Raw genomic sequence first — 25170 nt, forward strand, 5'->3', positions numbered from 1 at the left:
CGACCCGGCTCAGCGCGACCCCTCGGGGCTCGCGACCCGACCGCGCTGCTCCCGCTCGCCGCTCTGCGCCCGCCCGCCGCGGATCGCGGCGAGCCAGCGGCGCGGCGGCTGCAGGCGACCGGTCGACGAGACGACGAGCAGCAGCACGATGGCGAGCGCCGACGCGAGGATCACCATGACGGAGCCCACGTAGTAGTGCACGATGTCGAACCCGACCTCGCCCCACAGCTGCCAGGCGATCGCGATGAGCACGAAGCGCACCGTGTTGGCGCCGACCGCCACGGCGAGCGCGAGCAGGGCGCCGAGCAGGGTCCAGTCGGCGCGCTTGCGGCCGAGCAGCACGAGCACGCCCGTGAACACCAGGATCGGGCCGATCAGCACGAGCGAGGTGCAGACCGGGGTGATCAGGAAGCCGTGCAGCGCATCCGTGCCGATCCCGGTCCAGACCAGATGGCCGACCGCGCTCGTCGAGCCGCCCGTGAAGACGGTGAGCACCGCGGCCACCAGCTGGGCCTCGACGGCGATCGCCGCATCCGAGAACAGCGCCAGCGCGGCGGCGGCCGCGACCAGCAGTCCTGCGCCGAGCAGGCGGCCGGGGCGGTTGACGCCCCTCGACGCGATCCTCCGACCGCGCAGGTTCCCCGTCGTCGCGCTCATGTCTCCCTCGCCACCAGTCCGGCGTCGCCGACCTCGGCGTTGCGCCGGGTCTTCGACCAGTTGTCGTTGCCGCGCACGAGGCGCACGAGCGCCCGCACCACGCAGACGTAGTTCTGGTACATGTAGAACCAGTAGCCCAGGCCCCACCGGGCGATGCGCAGCCAACCCGTGCCGGGCGCCGCATCCCGCCGGTAGATGAGCACCCAGAAGGCGAACGGCATGATGCCGGTGAGCAGGATGAGCGGCAGCAGCCACCAGGCCGAGACGAAGAACTCGACCAGTCCGCCCTGGTTGATCGCACCGGCCGCCGTCATCGCGATGAAGGCAGCGGGCCAGAGCACGAGCCCCGCCAGCTGTACGAAGGGGATGAGCAGGAAGTAGGTGGCCTCGAGCGCGCCCGCGTTGCTGAAGTGCTGCGAGCGGAAGATCTGCGGCAGGTAGCGCGCGCACTGCATGCCGCCCTGGCACCAGCGCACCCGCTGGGTGAGCAGCCGCCGCGTCGAGGGCAGCGCCTCCTGCTCGACGCAGGTGTCGTGCATGTAAGTGTTGCGGTAACCGGCGAGGGCCACGTGCAGGCCGAGCTCGTAGTCCTCGAGCAGCGAGCCGTGCCACGGCTGGCCCGACATCTCGGCGACGCGATCCAGGGCGGAGAGGCGGCTGAACTGGCCGTTGCCGCCGAGCCCCACCGAGATGGTGCGCAGTCGCAGGCACTGCATGGCGGCGATCGTGGTGCGGAACTCGATGTCCTGCATCCGCACCAGGTAGCGCCCCCAGGCCTGGCGGGCCTTCGAGACGCCGCCGTGGATCGGCTCGCGCTCGTCGCGGTTGTTCATCCAGACCGCGGCCTGGGCGGCCCCAACCTCGGGGTCGGCGAAGGCGTTGGCCCCGGCGGCCTGGCGCAGCGCGTTCGGGGCGAGCCGTCCATCCGCGTCGACGACGGCGACGACGACCCTCCGCCGATCCGTCGTGCGCGGCAGCCAGAGGCTCAGCGCACGGTAGGCGGCGTTGAGCGCGGCCCCTTTGCCCTGACGGGCCTCGGGCCTGCGGCGCTGCACGAGGTGGACGAGCGGATCGGAGGCGGCAGCCGCCTGCACGATGGCGGCCGTCGAGTCCTCGCTGTCGTCGTCGATCACCCAGAGGTGCAGCGTCGGGAAGTCGTGGCGCAGCCGGCGGATCGTGCCGCCGATGACGGCCTCCTCGTCGCGGCACGGCACCAGCACGTGCCACTCGAACGCGGCGGGGTCGCCCTCCGGGTCGCGTTTGCGGAGCAGGAACGGCACCACGATGAGCAGCACGTACGCCAGGAAGACGACGAGCAGCACGAAGGCGAGCGCCTGCGCGGATTCACTGGCGGGCATGGGCGCGCTCCGTCCCGCCGTAGGGAGCACCGATGCGCGCTGGCGCGTCCCGGCGCGGGCTCCCGACCCCGAGCAGGAACGCGGCGGGGACCGCGACGCCCGTGGGCGCCGCGGTCCCCGCCGCTGCAGTGGTGCCGTTCACGCTCGTCCGATGCTCCGGCGACGATCCCGCGCCCGCACGGCGTGCCGCACGAGGAGGTAGCCGACCACGATCAGTGCGATCGCGGCGACGAAGTACCAGCCGAAGGGGAGCGCGAGGCCCGTCACGGCGAGGCCACCTGCGACAGGTCCCGACTGTCCGGTGTACATCGGAGCTCCTCTCAGGCCGCGGCCGGTGCGAGGGTCGCGCCCGCGGTGCGACGGCGGTTGACGAGGTACCAGGCGCCGCCACCGAGGGCGATGGCGCCGACGATGAGCATGCCCGCGATGCTGGCGAGCGGGATGCCGCTGATGCCGGCGTTCGGCCCGACGGTGGCGTTGGCGAGAGCGACCTCGGCGATCGAGCCGTCGGCGCCGAGGCCGAGCGTGAGGGCGTTCTGCGTGAAGCTGCCGTCGGCGTTCAGCGTCTGGTTGTTGACGGTCAACTGGGCCAGCGACGAGACGACCGGTGCGAGCGTCGCGAGCAGTCCGTCGAGCAGCGGGGCGATGGTGCCGGTGACGATGTCGGCCAGGGCATCGGTCAGGCTCGTGATGACCGTCGTCACAGGCGTGAGCGCTCCGAGGATGCCGCCCAGGAGCCCGCCCAGGCCGAGCAGGTCGAGCGAGGTGAGGTCGAGGCCGGCGACCTGGCCCTGGGTGAGCCCGCCGATCTCGGCGTTCAGCGTGCTGATGAGCTCGTCCACCGTCGAGGTGACCTCGGTGACGACGGCCTGCGGCAGGTACTGCAGCAGGTCGGTGCCCGGGGCGAGATCGTTCAGGCTCGCGACGCCGGCCGCGGCCAGGAGATCGTCGAGCGTGACGACGACCGCGCCGTTCGGGTCGATCGGACTGGTCACGCCGACGAGGGTCAGCACGGGCGCGAGGGCCGTGTTGACCGCACTGAGCAGCTGCTGCAGCTCGGCGCCGGTGACCGCGACCTCGAGGCCCGCGATGTCGTACTGGCCGGTGGCGGCGCCCGCGGGGTCGCCCGGGTCCTCGCCGTTGCCGCCCTGCACCGCACTGGCCGCGAGGGCGCTGACGCCGATGTCGAGGGCGAGCGCGTCGCCCAGGCCGAGAGTCGAGGTGCCGACGACGATAGTGGCCGCGTCGCCCGCCGAGGGGCTGCCGACGTTGCCCGACTCGACCGTGTCGACCCCGATGAGGCTCGGAGCGCTGCTGACGGTGCCGGCGAACGCCGTGGAGCCGCCGTTGCTCTGCGCCTGCGCGTACTGGCCGACGGCGCCGAGGCGGATGATGCCGTTGTCACCGAGCAGCGGGATGTTGCCCGAGCTCAGCGTGATGGCGGAGAGCGCGGTCGCGTCGAGCGGCGTGTTCTCGGTCACGGTGCTCTGGCCGTCGGGGTTGACGGCGACGGCGCCGGCGAGCTCGAGGACGTCGTCGATGGGCTGGCCGCCGAGCGAGACGTCGACCAGTTGGCCCTGGGCCTGCGAGACGACGGGCACGGTGGCGGCCGCCGAGGCGGCGGAGGGCGCGAGCAGCACGGCGGTGGTGCCGAGTGCGAGCGCGGTGGCGGTGCCGGTGCCGAGGCGCCGGGTGCGAGATGACTGCGACATGGCTGGGATCCTTTGTTCAGGGCAGACGGAACTCCCCCGAGCTCGCCTGCTCCCCAGCCGTGGCGTCTCGAGTTGACCGTGAGCATTCCACGCGTCTCAAGATCTGCGCAAGTGTGTTTTCCTCATCTGCCGATCCGGAGCTTGCTTCAACCTCAGGCGAGCAGCACCAGGAGCGCTCCGACGAGCATTGCCGGCGCGTACGGCATGCGGGAGCGCAGGGTGGCGCGGCGCGCGAGCAGCAGCGCGAGGCCGAAAGCGGCACCGGCGATGAAGCCGGCGAGCACGCCCAGCAGCCAGGTCTGCCATCCGCTCGCCCCGAGGACGGCGCCGATCGCGAGGGCGAGCTTGACGTCGCCCATGCCCATCGCGCGGCGCGTCAGCACGGCCGGTGCGAGGTAGACGGCGGACATCGCCGCGGCGCCGAGCAGCGCGCCGACGATGCGCAGCGGCTGCGCTTCGAGGACGGCGGATGCGGCCACGGCCACCAGGAGCGCGCCGATCAGCGGCAGCACGAGGCGGTTCGGCACGATGCGCCAGCGCAGGTCGATCGCGGCGATGAGCGGTGCGGACGCCGCGAGGAGGAGCATCGCGGGATCGGGGCCGACCCGCGCGACGACCATCGCCATGAGCGCCGCCGCAGACGCGCCGAGGAGCGCGAGCTGAAGCGGCGTCCAGCCCCGGAGCCACGGGGCCGAGGGCGTCTGGAGGGGCTGCACACGCGCCAGCCTAGAAGGCGAGCAATGTTTGCTTTCCGCGATCAATACCCCACAATGGGGGTCTGGCGTCCCGACCTGAGCGGGGCTCAACTATCAGCGCCGGAGGTCCCTTGCCTCCGGCCGCTCCTCCGTTCGGGCGAGGGGCATGCACGCAGCACATTCGGGATGGGGAAAGACCATGCTTGCTCTCTACACGCGCATCAGCACCGAGATCCGCACGCGGCTCAGCCGCGAGGAGGAGGGGGCTACGGCTGTCGAGTACGGCTTGATCGTCGGGTTGATCGCTGTGGCGCTCATCGCTGTTGTGGGCGTCCTCACCGGCGCACTCAGCGGCGTCTTCAACGACATCAGCGGAACGCTGGACAACGTGACCGTCGGCACCCCGGCCACGAGCAACGGCTAAGTACGCTCCTTCGCCTCTACGGACGCCGGTGCTTGCTTCGGCGTCCGACCGCCATCTCTTGCGAGGGGGTGAGTCGCTGATGCGACTCCGACGCACTCGACTCCGATCGGCTTCGGAGGAGGGCGCAGCCGCCGTCGAGTTCGCGCTCGTCGTGCCGCTGCTGCTGACCCTGCTCTTCGGCATCATCGAGTTCGGCGCCGCCTACAACGCGCAGATCCTGGTGACGAACGCGGCGCGTGAGGCGGCACGTGAGCTCTCGGTGGAGGACGGCGCCTCCACCGGGAGCGCTACCGCCACCGCCGATGCGGTCTTAGCACCGATCGGGCTGACGGTGAAGACGAACCCGTCGCCGTTCAGCGTCAGCGGCACCGCGGTCAATCCGGGTGGTCGCCTCTGCGGCACCGGGCAGGAGCTCACCGTGACGCTCAAGGTCGACCGCAGCACCCTGACCGGGCTGTTCGGTCCGTTCGAGCTCACCGGCAAGGCGGTGCGCCTGTGCGCCGGTTGATCCGCCGCGTCCGTGATGAGCAGCACGGCGCCAGCACGGTCATCGTCGCGCTGTGCATGACCGTGCTGCTCGTCGTCGTGGCGCTCGTCGTCGACATCGGCGCGACCGCGTCTCGCAAGGCGCAGCTGCAGGACGCCGCGGATGCCGCCGCCCTCGCGATCGCCCAGCTCTGCTACGAGGACGAGGCGACGACGACCATCCTTGGATGCGCCATGTCGCCCGAGGAGGCGGCCGCCGTCGCGAACCCCATCGCGAACGAGACCGTCTTCGGCGGGATCGAGCAGACGAGCACAGCCATCAGCTTCCCCACCGACACCACCGCACCGAACGCGCGCGAGACGGTCGTGGTCACGCTCACCAGCGCACAGGCGGCGCTCTTCTCCTTCGACCGCGACGCCACGGACGTGCTCGCGTCGGCGACTGCCGAGTGGCGGCAGACCGTTCCGCTTCCCCTGGCGGTCAGCGAGTGCGTGCTCCCTCCGGACGACGCCATCGGCCCCCAGTTCATCGGCACAGGCCTCTACACGGGAGTACGCGACCTGCTCTCGGGCGTCGTCGGCAATCTGGGTGCGGCCGACCTTCCCGACTACCTCGAGAAAGCGCTCAACTGTTCGATCTCCCTCCTCGCAGGAGGATGGATGGGCACGCCCAGCGGGGAATGCCGGTACGACCCTCAGTTCCTCACCTCGACACTCGGCAGCACCCTGATGCGAGTGCTCCCGGTGTTCCCCGACATGTGCCTCACGGCCATGCAGGACCTCGTCGGCAAGCGGATCATCGTGCCGACGTTCGATCAGGCACTCGTCACCACCGTCGACCAGCTGATTGGGCAGCCGGGATCGATCACCTTCACGGAGATCGTCGTCACCGGCCACGAGTTCGACGGCCTTCTCGCATCCGGCCCGCAAGCGCAGTTCCCGACCGGCGGACCTCGGTGCGCTCAGAACTTGTTCGACCTGCTGGGCGTCAGCGAGTCCGGGCTCGATGGGCTCCTCCGAGAGATCGGCCGTCAGGGCCTGTTGGACATCTTGAATCTCCCGGGTGTCAGCATCCTCGCCGACCTCCTGCGCCTTCCGGCGCTCGTGAACATCGTTGCGGACCTGCTCGGCGGCCTCCTGGGATTCCTGACTCCGCTGACCGACATCGTCGCCGATGTGACGAGCGTCTTGTCCTCCATCCTCGGCCTCTGCCAGGGCGTCCAAGGCCACGTCGTCGCCACCGGGCTGACCGCCGACGAGGCGGCCGAACGCATCGCGACCCCCGTCCGCCTCGTCGCCTGACCGCATCCGCATCCGCTTCCGCTCGTCCCGATCCACGAACCTCCCCGAGAAACCGAGAGAACGCGCCCCGTGAGAACCCGCATCATCGCCCTCGTCATCGCCGCCGTGCTCGCCATCGTGGGCGGGGTCGCGCTGGTCGACTACGTGCGCGGCGCCGATCAGCGAGCCGCCGGCGGCGCCGAGCTGGTCGACGTGCTCGTCGTGCAGCAGGAGGTGCCGGCCGGCACGACCGCGGCGCAGCTGGCGCTGGTGACGGCGGTGGACCAGGTGCCCGCATCCTTCCTCGCCGACGGCGCTGTGCAGAGCATCGAGGGGCTCGACGAGTTCGTCGGGCAGGTCACGAGCGCCGTGCTGGTGCCGGGCGAGCAGGTGATCGCGGCGCGGCTCGCCAGCCCGGGCGACTTCGTGGGCGACGGCGGGTCGATCCCCGTGCCGGAGGGCTTGCAGGAGGTGTCGCTCAGCCTCGATGCGCAGCGGGTGCTCGGCGGGCGCCTCGCGGCCGGCGACCGGGTGGGCGTGCTCGTGACCACGCAGGCCGAGGCCGACAGCCCGGCGCAGACGTTCCTGCGCTTCGACCAGGTGCTGGTGACGGCCGTGGGCGGCGCCTTCGCCGAGGACGGCTCGGCCAGCGGCGCGGTCACCGTGACCCTCGCGGTCGAGCGGCAGGATGCGCAGGCGGTCGTGTTCGCGCAGGAGACCGCATCCGTCTGGCTCAGCAAGCAGGCCGAGGGCCTCGAGAGCACCGGCGGTGCGCCCGCCACGCGCGCGGACCTGGTGCCATGAGCCGCGTCGTCCTCGTCGGCCCCGATGTGACGCTCGAGCACCAGGCGCGCCTGCTGCTCGGCGAGCAGGTGCTGTCGATCCCACCGGGAGCACCCGAAGCGGTGCTGGCGCGGCTGCTCAAGCTGACGGTCTGGCCCCAGCTGATCGTCTTCGGCAGCTACGTCACCGAGGCGCAGAGCCGCGCGCTCGCGCAGACGCTCCGCCGCAGCGTGCCGACGCTCGCGGTCACGTCGGTCGACGCGACCCTGCCCGCCGAGCTGATCGCGGCGGGCGTCTCGCACGCGTTGCCGGTCGGCGCCGAACTCGAGGACATCGACGCCCTCATCGTCACCGCCGGCGAGCGCGCCGCGCGCGAGGCGTCGCTCATGGGCGCGCCGCGCGAGCTCAGGGACCGCGGCCAGGTGGTCGTCGTCACCGCCCCCAAGGGCGGCGTCGGCAAGACGACCATCGCGGCGAACGTGGCGACGGTGCTGGCGGCCGTGCATCCGCATCGCGTCGTGCTCGTCGACCTCGACCTGCAGTTCGGCGACGTCGCCGAGGCGCTCGGCATCGCACCGCTGCGCGCGATCGACGCCGCCGTCGGGCCCGCCGCCGCGCGCGATCTGCTGCTGGTCCAGCACGCGCTGACGACGCATCCGAGCGGACTGCTGGTGCTCGCCGCCCCCGCCTCGCCGGCCGGTGCCGACGGGATCACCGCGCACGAGGCGACCCTGCTGCTGCGCCAGCTCGCGCACGAGTACGCCGCCGTCGTGGTCGACACGGCCCCCGGCCTCAGCGCGCACACCCTCGGCGCGATCGAGGAGGCGGATGCGGTGATCTCGGTCACGAGCCCCGACGTCACGAGCGTGCGCGGGCTGATGAAAGAGCTCGACGTGCTCGCCGAGCTCGATCTGCTGCCCGCCCAGCACCACGTGGTGCTCAACCTCGGCGAGCGCCGCGCGGCACGCAAGCGCGACGTGGAGGGCCTGCTCGGCAGGCCCGTCACGCTCGAGGTCCCCGCACGAGCGCCGTCGGACGCTCGACGAACCGCGGCGTGCCCGTCGTCACCGACGCTCCGCGCGATCGCGCCGCCGGCAGGCTGCGCGAGCTGGGCCGGCGGATCGCCGACCACGACGACCCGAACCGCCGCTCCAAGCCCAGGAAGGTGCGCTGATGTCCAGTCTCTCCGAGCGCCTGCAGGCCGCCCGCAACCGCCGAGCGCAGGCCGAGCGCCCCATCGACCCCTCGGTGCTCGCCGAGGCGGCGCCCGCCGACTGGACGCCCGAGTGGGATGCCGTCGACGGACCGGGATGGGGCTCGGCCGCGGAGCCCGAGCCCGGCTGGCTCGCCGAGGGGCCGCAGGATCGGGACGGCGCGGACGAGCCCGCCTCCGCTCCGTCGATGCCGCCGGTCGAGGACCTCTACGACGGCGCCGCCCTAGCCGTGATCCCGCGCCGCGACGGCGGCGCCGACGACGAGGTGCAGCGCGTCCGCGAGGAGGCGAGCGACCTCTTCGCCGAGCGGATCGGTACGCGGCTGAACGACCCGGCCCTCAGCGAGTCCGACCTCGACGCCATGGCGCGCCGCGAGCTCGCCTCGATCATCGACGAGCGCGGCCAGACCCTCAGCGAGCGGCAGCGCTTCGCGCTGATCCAGGAACTCGCCGACGAGGTGCTCGGACTCGGGCCGATCGAGCCGCTGCTCGACGACGAGACCGTCAGCGAGGTCATGGTCAACGGTCACGACCACGTCTACGTCGAGCGCCGCGGCCGCATCCAGCGTGTGCCCACCACGTTCCGCTCCGAGGAGCGGCTGCGCCGGGTGATCGAGCGGATCGTGACCCGCGTCGGCCGCCGCATCGACGAGTCCTCCCCGTTCGTCGACGCGCGGCTGGCCGACGGCTCGCGGGTCAACGCGGTCATCCCTCCGCTCGCCATCGGCGGTTCGTCGCTGACGATCCGCAAGTTCGCCACTGAACCGCTGCGCGCCCGCGACCTCGTGAGCCTCGGCACCGTCGGCGACGACATGATCGAGCTGCTCGTCGCCTGCGTGCGGGCCCGCCTCAACGTGATCGTCGCGGGCGGCACGGGCACCGGCAAGACGACGCTGCTCAACGTGCTGTCGTCGTTCATCCCGCATGACGAGCGCATCATCACGATCGAGGACGCAGCGGAGCTGCAGCTGCAGCAGGAGCACGTCGTTCGCCTCGAGAGCCGGCCGCCGAACGTGGAGGGGCGCGGCGAGGTGACGATCCGCGACCTCGTGCGCAACGCGCTGCGGATGCGGCCCGACCGCATCGTCGTCGGCGAGAGCCGCGGCGGCGAGAGCCTCGACATGCTGCAGGCGATGAGCACCGGCCACGACGGATCGCTCACCACCCTGCACGCGAACTCGCCGCGCGACGCCCTCGCCCGCCTCGAGACCCTCGTGATGATGGCGGGGATGGAGCTGCCGCACCGCGCCATCCGCGAGCAGATTGCGTCGTCCATCGACGTGATCATCCAGGTGACGCGCCTGCGCGACGGCACCCGCCGGGTCACGCACGTGACCGAGGTGCTCGGCATGGAGCACGACACCGTCACGCTGCAGGACATCTACCGCTTCGACTTCGGCGCCGGTGTGGACGCCTCCGGCCGCTTCCTCGGCAGGGCGCTGCCGACCGGCATCCGTCCCCGCTTCCTCACCCGCTTCGACGAGCTCGGCGTGCCCTTCGACGCCTCGCTCTTCGCCACAGCGGCCGACCGGTCGGACCGGGCATGACGCCGCTCGTGCTCGGCGTGTTCGCGGTCTTCGCGGGCGTCGCCGTCGCGCTGCTGCTCGGCCCCGCGTCGTGCTCGGCGAGGGAGGCGGCGTCGCTCGCCGAGTGGCGGCGCCAGGCGACCGAGCGGGCGGACGCGGTGGTGCGCAGCCGCAACGCCGGCTTCGTGGAGAAGCTCGACCTGGCCGGCTGGAAGCAGAGCGCCGGCAGCGTCGTGCTCGGCGCCGTGCTCGCCGCCGCGGCCGCGGCGGTGCTCGGCCTCATCATGGCGCTGGCCTCGCCCTCGGTGCTCTCCTGGACCCTCGTCCTGCTGCTGCCGGCCGCCGCGCTGCTCGTCGGCCGAGTGCTGCTCGACCGCCGCATCGAGCAGCGCCGCACCGCCTTCGCCGAGCAGCTCGAGGGCACCCTGCAGCTCGTCGCCAGCGGCCTGCGCGCCGGGCACAGCCTGCAGCGCGCGCTCGTCGCGGTGTCGCAGGACTCCTCCTCCCCCACCGCCGAGGAGTTCGCGCGCGTCGTCAACGAGCACCGGCTCGGCCGCGACATCGGCGACGCGATGCTGGCGACGGCCGAGCGGATGCGCAGCGAGGACCTGACCTGGACCGCCCAGGCCTTCGCGATCCACCGCGAGGTCGGCGGCAACCTCAGCGAGGTGCTCGACCACATCGCCGACACGATCCGCGAGCGGCAGCAGATCCGCCGTCAGGTCACGACCCTCAGCAGCGAGGGCCGGATGTCGGCGGTCGTGCTCATGGTGCTGCCGGTCGCGGTCGCGGTGATCCTCACCGTGATCAGTCCCGGGTACCTGTCGACGTTCTTCACCTCCCCGATCGGCCTGCTCATGCTGCTCGTCTCGCTCGTGCTCTTCCTGGTCGGCGGCCTGTGGCTGCGCTCGATCGTCAGGATCCGGTTCTGATGGGCGCCGTGCTGCCGTTCATCGGCCCGGCGCTACTGGCGCTCGCCCTGCCGTTCCTCGTGCTCGCGGTCATGCCCGCCGGCAGACCCGCGTGGAGCGCCCTGGCGCGGAGGCGGACGGACCGGCCGCCGCCCCCGTTCGCCACGCGCTCGATGGTGAAGCGGCTCGAGCGCAACCTCCAGCTGGCCGGCCTCACCCGCGTCTGGTCGCTGCGCACCCTCGTGCTGCTCAAGCTGGTCGGAGCCGGTGGAGGCCTGCTGCTCGGCGTCGCGCTGTTCGCCGCCCGCCCGGGCGCCGCCATGGTGCTCGTCGCCGTCGCGCTCCTGGCGGTCGGCTACTGCGCCCCCGACCTCGTCGTGCAGGGGCGCGCGAAGGAGCGGCAGGACCGCATCCGGCTCGAGCTCGCGGACACGCTCGATCAGGTGCTCATCTCGGTCGAGGCCGGGCTCGGGCTCGAGACGGCGATCGACCGCGCGGGCCGGCACGGGAGGGGTCCGCTCGCCGCGGAGCTCTCCCGCACCGTGCAGGACATGCGGCTCGGCGCCAGCCGCCGCGAGGCCTACGCCGCCCTCGCCGCGCGCTCGGAGGTGGTCGACCTGCAGCGCTTCGCGAAGGCGATCATGCAGGCGGACGCCTACGGCGTCTCCATCGGCCAGGTCGTGCGCACGCAGGCCCGCGACCTGCGCTTGAAGCGGCGGCAGCGCGCGGAGGAGCGGGCCGCGAAGGTGCCGGTGCGCGTGCTGTTCCCGCTGATGTTCTGCATCCTGCCGGTGCTCTTCGTCGTCGTGCTGGGCCCGGCGGTGTCGAACCTGATGGCGGTGTTCGCGGCGCAGTAGGGCTCAGCCCAGCAGCGCTGCGATCTCCTGCGGCATGCCCTGGCCCGTGTTGGGCGCCCAGGTGTCGAGCACGCCGTAGGCGATGATGCGCTCGGCGGTCGACATGCGCGGGTTGCAGCTGGTGAGCGTGATGATGCGGTCGCCCGGGCTCTCGCTGCCGAACTGCGGCGTCGCATCGAGCACGCCCACGCCGCTCGGCAGCACGTACTCGGTGTTGCGGTAGAGGTAGACGAAGAACGCCTCGGGGGTCTCGATCACGATCGGGTCGCCGATCTGCAGCGCACTGATCTCGCTGAACGGGCCGCTGTGCGTCTCCCGATGCGCGGCGACGGCGAAGTTGCCGACCTGGCCGGGCATCTGGGTGGAGTCGTAGTGCCCCACGTTGATGTCCTCGCGGTTCAGCACCCGCGACTCGCTCACGCCCTCGCCGATGCTGCGCATCCAGCCCTGGCCGAAGCGCGGCACGTGCATCGTCGCGAAGACCTGGTGCGCGGCGGGCTGCGCGACGATCGGCGGCTCGCCCTGCGGCGGAGCAGCGGATGCGGTCGCGGTGGTGACTGCGGCGAGCGCCGCGGTCGGTGCGGCCGCGGCGCTCACGACCGGCGAGTCCGGCGCATCCGCTCGCAGGTCCGCGGGAGGAGCGACGGCGCAGCCGGCGATCATCGCTGCGCCGAGCAGCACGGCTCCGACGCCGATGCCCCGCCCCCTGAAGTCCACGGGTCGAGGCTACCCGCGCGACTCGCGCTTGTCAGGAGCGGATGCGCGTTCGGCGCAGTCGCGCTGTGGCCGATGGCGCGGCTGGTCGGCGCGCAGCGCATCCGCTCACCGTCGCCCCGCTCGCAGCGCTCGCTCGTGGAACTCAGGCTGCCGAAAGCGACACGCCGACCTCGGGCCGGTCGAGCCCGGCGTGTCCGCTGGTCAGTCCTGAGTTCCATCAGGCCAGGGGCCCGCCGGAGGATCGCGTGCCTGCGGCGCGAGGAGTCCGGGGCGACTCACCCACGGGTACGAGCGCTCCGGGTCGACTCACCCGCGACCGCCCAGCGCCCGTGTCCCGCCCCGTCACACCTCCGGCCGCAGGTGCGGCGGCAGGTTCTCCGCCGCCGCCTCGCGCACCGGCGCCGGCCAGCGGGCGCCGGCACGAGCGAGCAGCGCCGCGGTCGGCTCCGGCGCGCGGCGGGCGGTCTCGTGCAGCAGCCGCACGAGCGCCTCCCGGATGATCGGGCTGCGCTCGCGCGCGAGCCGCTCCACCAGGGCGAGCGGGGTGACCGCGTCGCCGTGCTTCACGAGCGCGAGGCCGGCCAGCAGCGCCGTGCGCCGGGCCCAGACGACGTCGCTCTTGGCGAGGGCGAAGAGGGGGCCGGGCGGGCGGCCGACGTGCTGCTCGCCGACGACGTGCTCGGCGCATCCGTCCACGAGGTCCGGGCCGTCGAGCAGCTCCGCCTGCAGCCAGGCCAGGAAGCGCTCGTGCTCCTCGGCCCGCTGCGCGGCATCCCCGCGGCGGTAGCGGCCCTCGAGCACGAGCACGGCGATGCGGCGGCGCCAGCGGTCACCGGTCCACGCCCAGCTCTCGAGCTCGCCCTCGTCGACGTCGGCGAACTCGCGGGCGATGCGCCGCGCGGCGCCCAGGTCGTCGCCCGCGGCGCCGACCGCGTCGTCGATGCCGCGCGGGGTCAGGGCGCGGCCCCATCCGCTCGTCCGCGCCGCGGGCGGGGCCGCCGACGCGCAGGTCGCGCGTGGTGCGCCGCAGCAGCACGATCAGTGCCCGCCGAGCAGGAACGCCACGAGCAGCAGCACCGGCAGCGACACCACCGTCGTCACGAGCACCGTGTCGCGCGCCACCACGAGCCCCGCGTTGTAGCGGGCCGCGTAGTTGTAGACGTTCTGCGCGCTCGGCAGCGCCGACATGGTCACCGCGGCGAAGAGCTGCTGGTCGCGCAGGCCGAAGACGAAGTAGGCGAGCACCCACGTGAAGGCCGGCATGACGAACGCCTTGAGGAAGCTCGCGATCGCGACGTCCTTGCGTCCGCTGCCCGCGCGCAACGGCTTGTTGCCGCGCAGCGACATGCCGAAGGCCATCAGCACGAGCGGGATGGCCGAGCCGCCGATCAGCGCGAAGGGCTGCAGGATCGGGGTGATCACGTCCGTCGGGATCCGGTCGTAGAAGAACGCCAGGCCGACGCCGAGCACCGACGCGATGATGATCGGGTTGCCGAAGGGCCGGGCGAGGTTGCGCAGCCCGCGGCCGCCCTTCGGGTTCGTCGCGAGGTCGAGGATCGTGAGCACGATCGGGGTGCCGATGACGAGCTGGAACAGCAGGATGGGCGCCACGTACTGCGCGTCGCCGATCACGTAGATCGCCACCGGCAGGCCGATGTTGTTCGAGTTCACGTAGCCGGCGGCCATCGCGCCCACCGTGGTCTCGACGATGCGCCGCTTGAGCAGGAACACGGCGATGGCCGCGTAGACGAGGCAGATGCCGAGCGCGGAGATCACGGCGATGAGCAGGAACGAGGAGAAGACGACCCTGAGGTCGGCCTGCGCCATCGTGACGAACAGCAGCGCCGGGGTCGAGACGAAGAAGGCCACGCGGTTCATGACGAACTGCGCGTGATCGCCCGCGACGCCCGTGCGGGCGATGATGTAGCCGACCAGGATGATCGTGCCGATGATCGCGAAGCCCGTCAGCACGCCGATCATGCATCGCTCCTCGGACTCGGCTGGGACATCTGACGTCGAGCCTACTCCCGCCCGCGCTTGTTACGCCGGGTTGCGGCCCGCCTCGCCCGGCGCCGGCGCCGTCCCTACGATCGGTCGGACGCGTGTCCGTCCGGCTTCGCATCCCCGACCGCCGAGGAGGCGCCATGACCGATGTGTCCGCCGCGCTCGGCGCGCTCGCCAGCACCGCGCATCCGGTGCGCTTCTCCGGGCTCGGCCGCTCCTTCGGCCGGCCCGTGCTGCGCGACGTCGACCTCGAGGTCGCCGCCGGCGAGGTGCTCGCCATCGTCGGGGCGAGCGGATGCGGCAAGTCCACGCTGCTGCGCATCGCCGCGGGACTGGATGCGCCCACCACCGGCACCGCCACGATCGACGGCACGGCCGTGGACGGCGTCGACCCCCGCTGCGCCTTCGGCTTCCAGCAGCCGCGCTTGCTGCCGTGGCGCAGCATCGCCGCGAACGTCTCGCTCGGCCTGCCCCGCGGCACCGCTGCGGCGGCCGGCAGGAAGCGCGTCGCGCGCCTGCTGGAGCTGGTCGGCCTCGCCGACGCGGCGCAGCTGCGGCCCCGGGAGGTCTCCGGCGGCATGGCGCAGCGCGCCTCGCTGGCCCGGGCGCTCGCCCGCAACCCGGGGGTCCTGCTGCTCGACGAGCCCTTCGGCGCGCTCGACGCGCTGACCCGCCTGAAGATGCAGGATCTGCTGCTCGACGTGCACGCCGCCGCGCCCACCACCGTGCTGCTCGTGACCCACGACGTCGACGAGGCGCTGCAGCTCGCCGACCGCGTCGTGCTGCTCGGCCGCGAGCCCGGCGCCGAGGGCTCCACCGTCGTGCGCGAGATCGTCGTGCCCGGCGAGCGCCCGCGCGATCGCGGCGACGCCCGCCTCGCCGAGCTGCGCGGCGAACTGCTCGAGGGCCTCGGCGTCGAACGCCACGCCCACTGACCCCGCACCATCGCGCCCGACCACTGGAGACCACCATGCGCATCCGCACCGCATCCGCTCTCGCCGGCATCGCCGTCGCCGCACTCGCCCTGACCGGCTGCGTGCAGGGCGAGACCAGCACCGGCGAGGCCCCCGCGCCCGAGGGCGAGCAGGCCGAGCGCACGCTCACCCTCGACTGGGCCACCTACAACCCGCTGAGCCTCGTCATCCGCGACCAGGGTTGGCTCGAGGACGAGCTCGAGAGCGAGGGCGTGACCGTCGAGTGGGTGCAGTCGGCGGGCTCGAACAAGGCCAACGAGTTCCTGCGCTCGGGCGCCATCGACGTCGGCTCGACGGCCGGCAGCGCGGCCCTGCTGGCGCGCTCGAACGGGTCGCCCATCAAGACCATCGGCGTGTACTCGCAGCCAGAGTGGGCGGCGCTGGTCGTGCCCGCGGGCAGCGACATCACCTCCGTGGCCGACCTGGCCGGACGCAACGTGGCCGCCACCAGCGGCACCGACCCGTACTTCTTCCTGACGCAGGCGCTCGCCACCGAGGGCCTGACCGTCGACGACGTGACCGTGCAGAACCTGCAGCACGCGGACGGATGGGCGGCGCTGCAGAGCGGCGCGGTCGACGCCTGGGCGGGCCTCGACCCGATCATGGGCGGCGCGATCGAGGCGGGTGCCCAGTTCCTCTTCCGCGACGTGGACTTCAACTCCTACGGCGTGCTCAACGCCACGGAGGCGTTCCTCGAGGAGGACCCCGACCTCGCACAGGCCGTCATCGACGCCTACGAGCACGCTCGCGCCTGGGCCCTCGAGAACCCGGACGAGACCATCGCGATCCTCGCGGAGGCCGCCGGCATCGACGAGGCCGTCGCCACGCAGGTGATCGAGGAGCGCAGCAACCTCGACGTCAGCGGCATCCCCGGCGACGACCAGCTGTCGGTCTTCACGACCATCGCGCCGATCCTCGTCGAGATCGACGCCGTCTCCGAGCAGTCGCTCGTCGACACCGCGCTCGAGGAGCTGCTCGACCCGACCTACGCCGAGGCTGCGGACCCCGCCCGCTTCGACGACTGACCCGAGGCCGGGGCCGCCGCGCGGGCGGCTCCGGCGCAGGCCCGAGGAGGGCGAGATGACCGACCAGACGACCGCCACGATGGAGCGTGAGGGCCGGGCGAATGCGCTCGGCAATCCCATGCTGACGCCTGTCGGTGTGCGGGCCCAGCCGGGCGCCGCGCGCACGCGGGGCTCGCTGGGGCCGGTGCAGCGCATCCTGCTCGGCGCCCTGCTGCCCGCGATCGTGCTCGGCGCCTGGTGGCTCAGCACCTCGACCGGCTTCTTCGCCCCGCACCAGCTGCCCTCGCCGGTGGCCGTCGTGCAGGCGGGCGTCGACTACGCCGAGCGCGGCCTGCTCGGCACCTACATCGCCATCTCCACGCAGCGCGTGCTCATAGGCTTCATCGCCGGCGCGGTGCTCGGTCTGGCGGTGGGCGCGCTGGTCGGCCTCTCGAAGCTCGGCGACGCGTTCCTCTCCCCCATGCTCGGCGGCGTGCGCGCCGTGCCGTCGCTCGCGTGGGTGCCGCTGCTGCTGCTCTGGATGGGCATCGGCGAGGAGCCCAAGGTCGTGCTCATCGCGATCGGGGCCTTCTTCCCGGTCTACACGACCGTCGCCACGGCCCTGCGGCACGTCGACCGCGACCTCGTCGAGGCGGGGCGCGCCTTCGGCTACCGCGGCGTCGCGCTGTTCTTCACGGTGCAGCTGCCCGCCGTCGTCCCCTCGGTCGCCGCCGGGCTGCGGCTCGCGCTGGCGCAGGCCTGGCTGTTCCTCGTCGCCGCGGAGCTGCTGGCCAGCTCGATGGGCCTCGGCTACGTGCTCAGCGACTCGCAGACCACGGGTCGCGTCGACCGCATCATCCTGGCGATCGTGCTGCTCGCGCTGCTCGGCAAGCTCAGCGACACCGTCTTCGGCCTCGCCGAGCGCTGGGCCGTCAGGCGCTGGGCGTAGGCGCCCGGCGCACCACGAGCCACGCGGCGAGCGCCGCGAACCCGGGCCGGACGTCCCCGCCGCTCTCCCCGTGCCCACCCTCGCGGTGCTCCCCGCGGCGGCCCTGGTGCGATTCGGAGGAGATCGGGCGACCGTCGGCGACGGCGGGCGCGATGCGCCCCGGAACAGCGGGGGTGCGATGCGCATGACGTGGCGGTTCTCCTCCGAATCGCACGAGGGTGCGGGGCGTGACGCATCCGCTCACCTCAGCGCGACTGTTACCCGCCGTTGCCGCCGACTCGCCCGCCGGGGCCGGACTCTCTAGCGTGGGCGGGTGAGCACGATCGCGAACCTGCTGACCGAGAGCCGCCGCTACCCCGCGCCGGAGGCGCTGCGCGCGTCCGCGAACGTCGGCCCGGAGGCGTGGGACGAAGCGGATGCGGACCGCGTCGCCTTCTGGGAGGCCGCCGCCCGCCGCCTCGACTGGGTGGAGCCGTGGACGACGGCGCACACCTGGCAGCCCGCCCGCCCGCTCGCCGAGGGCGAGACCGGCCGCTTCGGCGAGACCGACCTCAGCGTGCCGGTGGCCGAGTGGTTCGTCGGCGGCAGGCTCAACGTCGCCGCGAACTGCGTCGACCGCCATGTGGAGGCGGGCCGCGGCGACAAGGTCGCACTGCACTTCGAGGGCGAGCCCGGCGACCGCGAGTCGATCACGTACGCGCAGCTGCAGGAGCGGGTGGCGCAGGCCGCGCACGCCCTCACCGAACTCGGCGTCGTCGCGGGCGACCGCGTGGTGGTCTACCTGCCGGTGATCCCCGAGACCGTCGTGATCACCCTCGCGATCGCGCGCATCGGCGCCGTGCACTCCCTGGTCTTCGGCGGTTTCAGCGGCGAGGCGGTCAAGTTCCGCGTGGAGGACACGGGCGCCAAGCTGCTCGTCACCACCGACGGGCAGTTCCGCCGCGGCCAGGCGGTGCCGGTGAAGCATCAGGCCGACCACGCGGTGAGCGGCGACAACGCGATCGAGCACGTGCTCGTGGTGCGCCGCACCGGCAGCGAGGTGGCCTGGACCGAGGGCCGCGACGTCTGGTGGCACGACGTCGTCGACCGGCAGCCCACCGAGCACGCCTACGAGGCGTTCGACGCCGAGCATCCGCTCTTCATCATCTACACGTCCGGCACCACCGGGAAGCCGAAGGGCCTCGTGCACACGAGCGGCGGCTACCTGACGCAGGCGAGCTGGACGCACTGGGCCGTCTTCGACGCGAAGGACGACGACGTGCACTGGTGCACCGCCGACCTCGCCTGGGTGACCGCGCACACCTACGAGATCTACGGCCCGCTCTCCAACAACCTCACGCAGGTGATCTACGAGGGCACACCGAACAGCCCGCACCCGGGCCGGCACTTCGAGATCATCGAGCGCTACGGCGTGACCGTCTACTACACGGCGCCCACGCTCATCCGCACCTTCATGACGTGGTTCCCGGAGGGGCTGCCGGAGACCTGGGACCTCTCGAGCGTGCGCCTGCTGGGCAGCGTCGGCGAGGCCATCAATCCCGAGGCGTGGGTGTGGTTCCGCCGCGAGATCGGCGCGGATGCGGCGCCCATCGTCGACACCTGGTGGCAGTCCGAGACGGGGGCGGCGGTCATGGCCCCGCTGCCCGGCTCGAGCACGCTCAAGCCCGGCTCCTCGCTGCGCGCGCTGCCCGGCCTCGGCACGCTCGTCGTCAGCGAGGACGGCACCCCGTCGAGCGCGGCCAGGGCGGCTACCTGGTGGTCGACCGGCCCGGCCCGGCGCTCGCCCGCACCGTCTGGGGCAACCCCGAGCGCTACCGCGACTCGTACTGGGCCGCCTACGCCGAGCAGGGCTGGTTCTTCTCCGGCGACGGCGCCAAGCTCGACGAGGACGGTGACATCTGGGTGCTCGGCCGGGTCGACGACGTCATCAACGTCTCGGGCCACCGCCTCTCGACGATCGAGATCGAGTCGGCGCTCGTCTCGCATCCGCTCGTCGGCGAGGCCGGCGTGGTGGGGGTGGCGGATGCGGTCACCGGCCAGGCCATCGCCGCGTTCGTGATCCCGTCGCAGCACGCGGCGTCGGATGCGGACGGATGGCGCGCCCTCGCCGCCGAGCTGCGCGAGACCCTGCGCGGCCACGTCGCGGCCGAGATCGGCCCGGTCGCGAAGCCGCGCGACCTCGTCGTGGTGCCCGACCTGCCGAAGACCCGCTCGGGCAAGATCATGCGCCGACTGCTCGGCGACATCGTCGACGGCCGCGAGCTCGGCGACACGACCTCGCTGCAGGACTCGGACGTTCCCGCGGCGATCGCGGAGATTGTGCGGGGCCCCGGGTCGCCTGTGCGCTGAAGCGGTCGGGGCCCTGTCGCTCCCCTCCACCTCCCGCACGCTGCGGGGAGTTCCCACGCCCTCTCGCGCCGCTGCGCGCTCAAGCTCGTCGGCCGGATCGGAGATGTCGACCGAAGGTCGGACGCACCCGCTGGCGGCGGCCGGCATCATTGAGGACATGACGCCAGAGCAGCATGAGCAGCCAGGACGCCTCCGCCGCTTTCTGCCGATCGTGATCAGCGCGGTCCTCGCCATCGCGCTGAACACGTTCCTCGCTCAGTTCACCGACCTCGGGGTGTTCGGGCGGATCGGCGTCTCGGCAGCCGTGTTCGTGACCGTCTCGCTGATCGCCGAGGCCGTCTGGCGTCGCACCGCGAAACGGCGCAGCCGCACGGGAAGGTGACATCCGGTCCGAGGCGCCAGGGGTGCCGCGCGCTGGCTTCGACACCCCGACGGGACCGTCGAGCGCACCGCGGGCGTACTCGCCGGGCACCCACCGGCCGCCGCTCGGACTCCGACCCTCACCGACGACGACGGTCAGTACGTGATGCTCGGTGCGAGCAGTCCGCCGACGACGGCGACGTAGGCGAGGCCCGAGAACGCCAGCGCGACGAGCGCCGCCGAGACGACGGTGACGACTTGCCGGGCTCTGCCGTCCTGACGGGGGCGCCGCGCCCGGTGCACGAGCAGCAGAAGCGCCGGGACGACGCCGAGCGCCGCGATGGCGGTGAGGATCTGCGCCGAGCGGAAGACGAGGTCGCTCGGAGGCGGGGAGTCCGAGAGCAGCGCAGCGGCGGCCACCGACCAGAGCGCGCCCGCCGCGATGAGGGCCAGCAGGCTCGCAGCGCGCAGCAGGATCAGGCGGCGTTCCGTCACCGCCGAGACCCGAGGGCGCCCGTACCACCGTCGAAGAGCCGCCCCGATCGGCAGCGAGACCGCCGTGATCAGGAGCACGCCCAGCGAGAGCGCTGCGATGACCGGCAGCGCCTGGCGTGTGGCGGGCATCGGCTGCAGCGTGAAGGCCGGGTTGAGCCCGATGGCCTGCACTGCACCATCCTGCTGGTCGATCGCGACGCGGCGCGGACCATCGACCTCCTGCCACACCCAGGGCTCGACCTCGACGAGATCGACGGGTGCGCCGGACGTGTCGGTGAGCGCTGAGATCGTGATCGCGTCCCCCGTGCTCCGCGAGACGTCGACCGCCGAGAGGGCGAAGAAGAGCCGCAGGAACGTGGACTCGCCGCGCCGGGACACCTGGTAGCTGCCGACGACCGCGTCGGCGTGGGCTGCCGCGCTCGCGGTCGGCTGCACAGCGTCGTCATCCGTCGGCGGGAAGTAGCGGTCGGCGAATCCGTGCGAGAGCGCGTCGCGGATGGCCGTGGTGGCATCGCCCCGCAGGCCGGTGCTGTTCAGCGAGATGAAGATGCCGGCGTCGTCGTCCGGGTACAGGTCGAGCTGCGCATGGAACGCGGTCAGGTCGCCGCCGTGCGAGAGGATGCGATGTCCGTTGCGGTCCGCCTCGAAGTAGCCGAGCGCCATCCGGGGTCCGTCGGCGAGACCGCCGAGCTCCCGCGCGCCCAGAGCAGGGCTGCGCATGAGCTGCAGCGATGCGGGCTCGAGCAGCTCCCCATCCTCCGAGAGCTGCGCCAGCATGAAGGCGCTCATGTCCGACGCCGTGGCGGCGATCGCGCCGGCCGGCGCGGGCGAGTTGATCTCGAACGGCACCTCTGCGGAGCCGCTGTGCACGTACCCCTTCGACATGCTCGTTCGGCGGTCCTCCGGCAGCGGTTGCGCCGACGTCGCCGTGCTCATGCCGGCGGCGTCGAACACCTCCTCCTGGACGTAGTCGGCGTAGGGGCGGCCGCTCACGCGCTCGACGATGTAGGCCGCCAGCCCGTTGGAGTAGTTGGAGTACGCCGGCACGGTGCCCGGCTCGAAGATCTGCTCGGGCGGATCGAGCGTCACCGCGTCGCGCAACGACGGCGGATCGGCCTGCGGATCCCCGATCACGCCGGCGACCTTGTCCTCGAAACCGGCGGTGTGGCTCAGCAGATGACGCAGGGTGATCGGCCATTCGAAGCGCGTCCTCAAGGCGAAGTCGAGGTACTGCTGCACCGGCGCGTTCAGATCCAGCGCACCGTCCTCGACCAGCTGCAGCACCGTGGTCGCCGTGACGAGCTTCGAGATCGACCCGATCCGGAAGAGCGTGCGCTGCGGGTCGACCTCGGTCGGCTCGGCGCCCTGGTCGGCGAACCCGTAACCGCGCTCGGTGACCACCGCGCCGTCGGCGACGACGGAGACCGTGGCCCCGACGATCCCCTCGCGCTCGAGCGCGGCCGGCAGGAGGCCGTCCAGCCAGCCGTCGACGTCGGCGGTCGACAGCTCCGGGGCACCTCGCTCGGCGATCGGGGCAGCGGCGGCGCTGGACATCGCCGCGCCGGAGAGCAGGATCGCGGCCAGGACGGTGGCGAGCGCACGCAGCGGGCGTACTCGGATCAGGAGCATCTCGGACTCTCGATGAACGGCTGCGAACACATCGCACAGAACGCGGATCGCACCCCGTCGCTACCCTACGGCCGCGGACCATCCGATGCGACGGGCTCGCATCACTCCAGGGGACCGAGGCCGGCCCGGACGGAATGAGGCTCATCGGTTCATGCTGGTGCCTCCGCCGAGGCGCGAACCACAGCCGCGAGACCCGCACGAAGGTCGCGGACAGACCATCGTCATCCGGTCACGCCCTGGTACCGGGCGTGCAGGTCGGCGCGCGGATCGCGCAGCGGTTCGGGCACGTTCCTCCATGCCCGCCGCGTCCTCCCGCTCGTCGGCGCCGATCATCGGGATGATGCGGTGGTGCCGAGCATCGGGCGGCACGCGCGCCGGCGGCTACAGGGCTGTTGGCCTCCTAGCGATGACGCCGACTGTGCTCGAGTCGGAATGAGGGGGACGTACGACGATGGTCGAGACACTGCTGAGCTGGATCGGCCTCGCCGGCGCCGCTCTCCTCGCGTTGACGGGCGTGATCCTCCTGGCCATCTTCACCCCCAAGTGGTTGCAGCGCCGTCGAGCAGGGTCGGCCAGCACCCACGCCTCCGCTTCGACCATGCCGCCGCCTCCCGGATACGCGGCGCCTCCGGCCCCTGGGCGGCCCGGCCCTGGCGTGCCGCTTCGTCCGGCCAAGAGCCCTCGCGGCGCCCTCGCCGGCTCCATCGTCGGCGCCGTGCTCCTCGCTGCTGCGATCCCGCTGGGCGTGGTGAGCGCCGGCCCGGTCTTCACCGCGACGGCGGCGGCCGGCGGGTTGCCCACCCGGATCGTCTCCGAGAGCGACACCTACCGCTTCACCGAGTCGACGACCCTCGGCGAGTACGAGTCGGCGCGCTACAACTTCCGTTTCGATCCGCGCGAGTCCGTCCTCGAGGCCTACGAAGCGCAGCGGCCCAATGACCAGCTCGTCGCCGCCTACTACGACTCCGAGCTGACCCGCATCGCCAACTACTCCGCCGAGACCGAGGTGTTCGGCAACGGGTTCGCGCTGCAGCCCGAGGAGATCACGGTCATCGACGCGGACTACAACGAGCTCGGTGGCGAGCGCGACCCGGGCTCGTACGGCGAGGCCGGGTCCTGGTCGGTCACGGAGATCTACCTGGTGCAGTACGTCGATCGCGACGGGACCGAGTACGACAAGCCGATCGTGACCCGCGCCGTCATCGAACCCGATGAGAAGACGCTCGCGGCCCCCTCCGTGGACTACGAGGTCAGCACCGATGGGGTCCTGCAGCTCTCGTGGCAGCCGGTGGACGGCGCCGAGCGCTACATACCGGTCTACGCCAACGTGTCCGATCTCGGCAACAACACGTTCTTCATGCTCGGCGACGTCGGCAGCGATGCCACCAGCTGGTCGTCGACGTCCGGGCAGACGAGGGATTGCTACCTCATCGCGGCCGAGGTCGTGTCGCAGAACTGCTCGCTCGAGCCCGCCTTCGTCCGCGCTGAGGACAGCGATCTGGGCGCCTACGGCGTCCTCGCCATCGCCGCGGACGGTACGCGTTCCTTCGTGGACCGCATCGACGCGGCGCCCATCAATCCGCTCATCCCCGTAGGCGTCGGCGGCTCCGACATCGGCTCGGGCGAGTACAACGGTTCCCTCGACCGGGTGCCCTCGTTCGCTTCGGTCACCACGTTGACGGACGCCTCGGTGTCGCTCCCGCTCACCCTCGTCGGGTCCAGGACCGATGGGGAGACCGGTGTGCTCGAGGTCAAGGTGGCGGGCACCGACGTCGTCCGCGAACTGCGCTACTCCGGCATCGACGGCACCTGGGGAACGTTCGTCGAAGCGGTGGGTCGGAAGCTCTCCGAGGCGGCCGTCACCAAAGCGGGAGCCATCCAGGCCTCGTTGCGGCAAGCGGATGCGGACGTGCAGCGCGACGCGCCGATCTCATCCTCCCAGCCCGAGGTCGATATCCCCCTCACCGACGAGTTCGGAGCCGCGGGCGAGTACCTCTCCGCCAATCTCCTCGCCGGCAACCGCCGGATCGACCTGACCGGCGCCGCGGAGTCGCCGTACGATCCCATCGAGCTCGCCTCCGCCGTGATCTCCCAGACACCGGCCGCCCTCGTGCGCAGCTTCGACGTCACCCTCGATTTCAGCGAGAGCACGGAGCGGAGGATCCTCGAAGTCACCTACGTCTACCCGCAGGATCAGCTCGCGGAGCGCCGCGAGCAGACCTGGTCCGCCGCGCAGGACGTCGTCGCCGAGATCGTCGCCGACGGGATGGACGAGCGCGATACGGCGCTCGCGCTGAACGACTGGATCGCCGCGAACGCCGACTACGACCAAGGTGCGTACCAGGCCTACCGCGCCGGCGGAGACGTGCGCAGCGACCCGACCTACGCCGCGGCCTGGGACGCGAGCGGCATCCTGCTCGACGGAACCGGCGTCTGCGCATCGTACGCAGCGGCGTTTAAGCTGCTCTCCGACGTGGCGGGCATCGAGACCGTCTACCTCAGCGGCGCCGCGTACTCCGTGGGCCACGCCTGGAACAAGACGTTCATGGACGGCCGCTGGCAGGTCGTCGACCCCACCTGGAACGACAGCGAAGCCGCACCGAACGCACTCTTCGGCATCAGCGACGAGATCGCCGCGAGCGAGTTCGGCCACACCTTCGGCCCCGGCGGATGGATGATCCCGACGCTCGCCGGCCAGTACGCCGCCGAATGACCAGAGCTGCCGGGGCCATCGCTGGTCGGCGGAGCCGGTTCCCCGCCGCTGCAGCGCAGCTGCGGGTGGTGCC

At 72.2% G+C, this 25170-nt stretch carries 21 protein-coding genes and 2 pseudogenes; 14 read left to right on the forward strand and 9 right to left on the reverse strand.

Annotated elements, in window-relative coordinates; all coding sequences use genetic code 11:
- Nucleotides 1–9 precede the first annotated feature (9 nt).
- From QQK26_RS10180 to QQK26_RS10200, 5 genes are all read right to left on the reverse strand, one after another.
- Nucleotides 10–657 carry an archaeosortase/exosortase family protein gene (locus QQK26_RS10180; RefSeq protein WP_284232350.1) on the reverse strand — a complete coding sequence of 216 codons (648 nt, stop codon included), beginning with the start codon at nt 655–657 and terminating at the stop codon, nt 10–12.
- Nucleotides 654–2015 carry an XrtP-associated glycosyltransferase gene (locus tag QQK26_RS10185; protein ID WP_284232353.1) on the reverse strand — a complete coding sequence of 454 codons (1362 nt, stop codon included), beginning with the start codon at nt 2013–2015 and terminating at the stop codon, nt 654–656. Before QQK26_RS10185 ends, QQK26_RS10180 begins: the two co-directional genes overlap by 4 nt.
- A 138-nt stretch (nt 2016–2153) precedes the next feature.
- Entirely contained in the window at nt 2154–2324 is a 171-nt protein-coding gene (locus QQK26_RS10190; RefSeq protein WP_284232355.1) for a hypothetical protein, read from the reverse strand.
- 11 nt (nt 2325–2335) lie between these two features.
- A complete protein-coding gene (locus QQK26_RS10195; RefSeq protein WP_284232358.1) occupies nt 2336–3727 on the reverse strand; it encodes a choice-of-anchor G family protein in 1392 nt (463 codons plus the stop codon).
- A 152-nt stretch (nt 3728–3879) separates the two neighbouring features.
- Entirely contained in the window at nt 3880–4443 is a 564-nt protein-coding gene (locus QQK26_RS10200) for a prepilin peptidase (RefSeq protein ID WP_284232359.1), read from the reverse strand.
- A 178-nt stretch (nt 4444–4621) separates the two neighbouring features.
- Here QQK26_RS10200 and QQK26_RS10205 point away from each other — a divergent pair, with 178 nt between their 5' ends.
- The 8 genes and pseudogenes from QQK26_RS10205 (at nt 4622) to QQK26_RS10240 (ending at nt 11903) form a co-directional block, all read left to right on the forward strand.
- Nucleotides 4622–4846 (forward strand): Flp family type IVb pilin, encoded by a 225-nt coding sequence (locus tag QQK26_RS10205; RefSeq protein ID WP_284232364.1) that lies wholly within the window; start codon nt 4622–4624, stop codon nt 4844–4846.
- Between the two features lie 79 nt (nt 4847–4925).
- Nucleotides 4926–5354 carry a TadE/TadG family type IV pilus assembly protein gene (locus QQK26_RS10210; protein WP_284232365.1) on the forward strand — a complete coding sequence of 143 codons (429 nt, stop codon included), beginning with the start codon at nt 4926–4928 and terminating at the stop codon, nt 5352–5354.
- The gene (locus tag QQK26_RS10215; RefSeq protein WP_284232368.1) at nt 5342–6634 is read left to right on the forward strand and encodes a pilus assembly protein TadG-related protein; all 1293 of its coding nucleotides are present in this window, start codon (nt 5342–5344) and stop codon (nt 6632–6634) included. The genes QQK26_RS10210 and QQK26_RS10215 overlap by 13 nt, the downstream gene beginning before the upstream one ends.
- 69 nt (nt 6635–6703) lie before the next feature.
- The gene (gene cpaB, locus QQK26_RS10220; protein WP_284232369.1) at nt 6704–7417 is read left to right on the forward strand and encodes a Flp pilus assembly protein CpaB; all 714 of its coding nucleotides are present in this window, start codon (nt 6704–6706) and stop codon (nt 7415–7417) included.
- Between the two features lie 365 nt (nt 7418–7782).
- A pseudogene (locus QQK26_RS16505) lies at nt 7783–8244 on the forward strand (CpaE/TadZ family protein); the annotation flags it as partial.
- 325 nt (nt 8245–8569) lie between these two features.
- Nucleotides 8570–10156, forward strand: coding sequence for a TadA family conjugal transfer-associated ATPase (locus QQK26_RS10230; protein WP_284232372.1), 1587 nt, complete (start codon nt 8570–8572; stop codon nt 10154–10156).
- Nucleotides 10153–11067: a type II secretion system F family protein gene (locus QQK26_RS10235; protein ID WP_284232374.1), complete on the forward strand. Its 915-nt coding sequence runs from the start codon at nt 10153–10155 to the stop codon at nt 11065–11067. The genes QQK26_RS10230 and QQK26_RS10235 overlap by 4 nt, the downstream gene beginning before the upstream one ends.
- Nucleotides 11067–11903 carry a type II secretion system F family protein gene (locus QQK26_RS10240; RefSeq protein WP_284232376.1) on the forward strand — a complete coding sequence of 279 codons (837 nt, stop codon included), beginning with the start codon at nt 11067–11069 and terminating at the stop codon, nt 11901–11903. Before QQK26_RS10235 ends, QQK26_RS10240 begins: the two co-directional genes overlap by 1 nt.
- Nucleotides 11904–11906: 3 nt before the next feature.
- On the opposite strand, the gene QQK26_RS10245 is transcribed toward QQK26_RS10240, so the two are convergent.
- The 3 genes from QQK26_RS10245 to QQK26_RS10255 form a co-directional block, all read right to left on the reverse strand.
- Complete coding sequence (locus QQK26_RS10245) at nt 11907–12620, reverse strand: class E sortase (RefSeq protein ID WP_284232378.1); 714 nt, start codon at nt 12618–12620, stop codon at nt 11907–11909.
- Nucleotides 12621–12962: 342 nt separating this feature from the next.
- Nucleotides 12963–13427 (reverse strand): DNA alkylation repair protein, encoded by a 465-nt coding sequence (locus QQK26_RS10250; RefSeq protein WP_284232380.1) that lies wholly within the window; start codon nt 13425–13427, stop codon nt 12963–12965.
- A 231-nt stretch (nt 13428–13658) separates the two neighbouring features.
- Nucleotides 13659–14600 (reverse strand): AEC family transporter, encoded by a 942-nt coding sequence (locus QQK26_RS10255; protein WP_284232382.1) that lies wholly within the window; start codon nt 14598–14600, stop codon nt 13659–13661.
- Between the two features lie 164 nt (nt 14601–14764).
- On the opposite strand from QQK26_RS10255, the gene QQK26_RS10260 reads away from it, so the two are divergent.
- The 5 genes and pseudogenes from QQK26_RS10260 to QQK26_RS10280 all read left to right on the forward strand — a co-directional run bounded on the left by QQK26_RS10260 (nt 14765) and on the right by QQK26_RS10280 (nt 20282).
- The gene (locus QQK26_RS10260; RefSeq protein ID WP_284232384.1) at nt 14765–15559 is read left to right on the forward strand and encodes an ABC transporter ATP-binding protein; all 795 of its coding nucleotides are present in this window, start codon (nt 14765–14767) and stop codon (nt 15557–15559) included.
- Between the two features lie 35 nt (nt 15560–15594).
- A complete protein-coding gene (locus QQK26_RS10265; protein WP_284232386.1) occupies nt 15595–16623 on the forward strand; it encodes an aliphatic sulfonate ABC transporter substrate-binding protein in 1029 nt (342 codons plus the stop codon).
- 55 nt (nt 16624–16678) lie between these two features.
- Nucleotides 16679–17551: an ABC transporter permease gene (locus QQK26_RS10270; RefSeq protein WP_284232388.1), complete on the forward strand. Its 873-nt coding sequence runs from the start codon at nt 16679–16681 to the stop codon at nt 17549–17551.
- 370 nt (nt 17552–17921) lie between these two features.
- Nucleotides 17922–19900 (forward strand): annotated as a pseudogene (gene acs / locus QQK26_RS10275) (acetate--CoA ligase).
- A 103-nt stretch (nt 19901–20003) separates the two neighbouring features.
- Nucleotides 20004–20282 carry a hypothetical protein gene (locus QQK26_RS10280; RefSeq protein ID WP_284232390.1) on the forward strand — a complete coding sequence of 93 codons (279 nt, stop codon included), beginning with the start codon at nt 20004–20006 and terminating at the stop codon, nt 20280–20282.
- Between the two features lie 134 nt (nt 20283–20416).
- Here the strand turns inward: QQK26_RS10280 and QQK26_RS10285 are convergent, their stop codons facing one another.
- Nucleotides 20417–22384, reverse strand: coding sequence for a serine hydrolase domain-containing protein (locus QQK26_RS10285; protein WP_284232392.1), 1968 nt, complete (start codon nt 22382–22384; stop codon nt 20417–20419).
- 451 nt (nt 22385–22835) lie between these two features.
- On the opposite strand from QQK26_RS10285, the gene QQK26_RS10290 reads away from it, so the two are divergent.
- On the forward strand, nt 22836–25097 hold the full coding sequence (locus QQK26_RS10290; protein ID WP_284232395.1) for a transglutaminase domain-containing protein: 2262 nt from the start codon (nt 22836–22838) through the stop codon (nt 25095–25097).
- The last annotated feature ends 73 nt before the right edge of the window (nt 25098–25170 follow it).

Source organism: Arenivirga flava (assembly GCF_030161575.1).
GTDB classification, from domain to species: domain Bacteria; phylum Actinomycetota; class Actinomycetes; order Actinomycetales; family Microbacteriaceae; genus Arenivirga; species Arenivirga flava.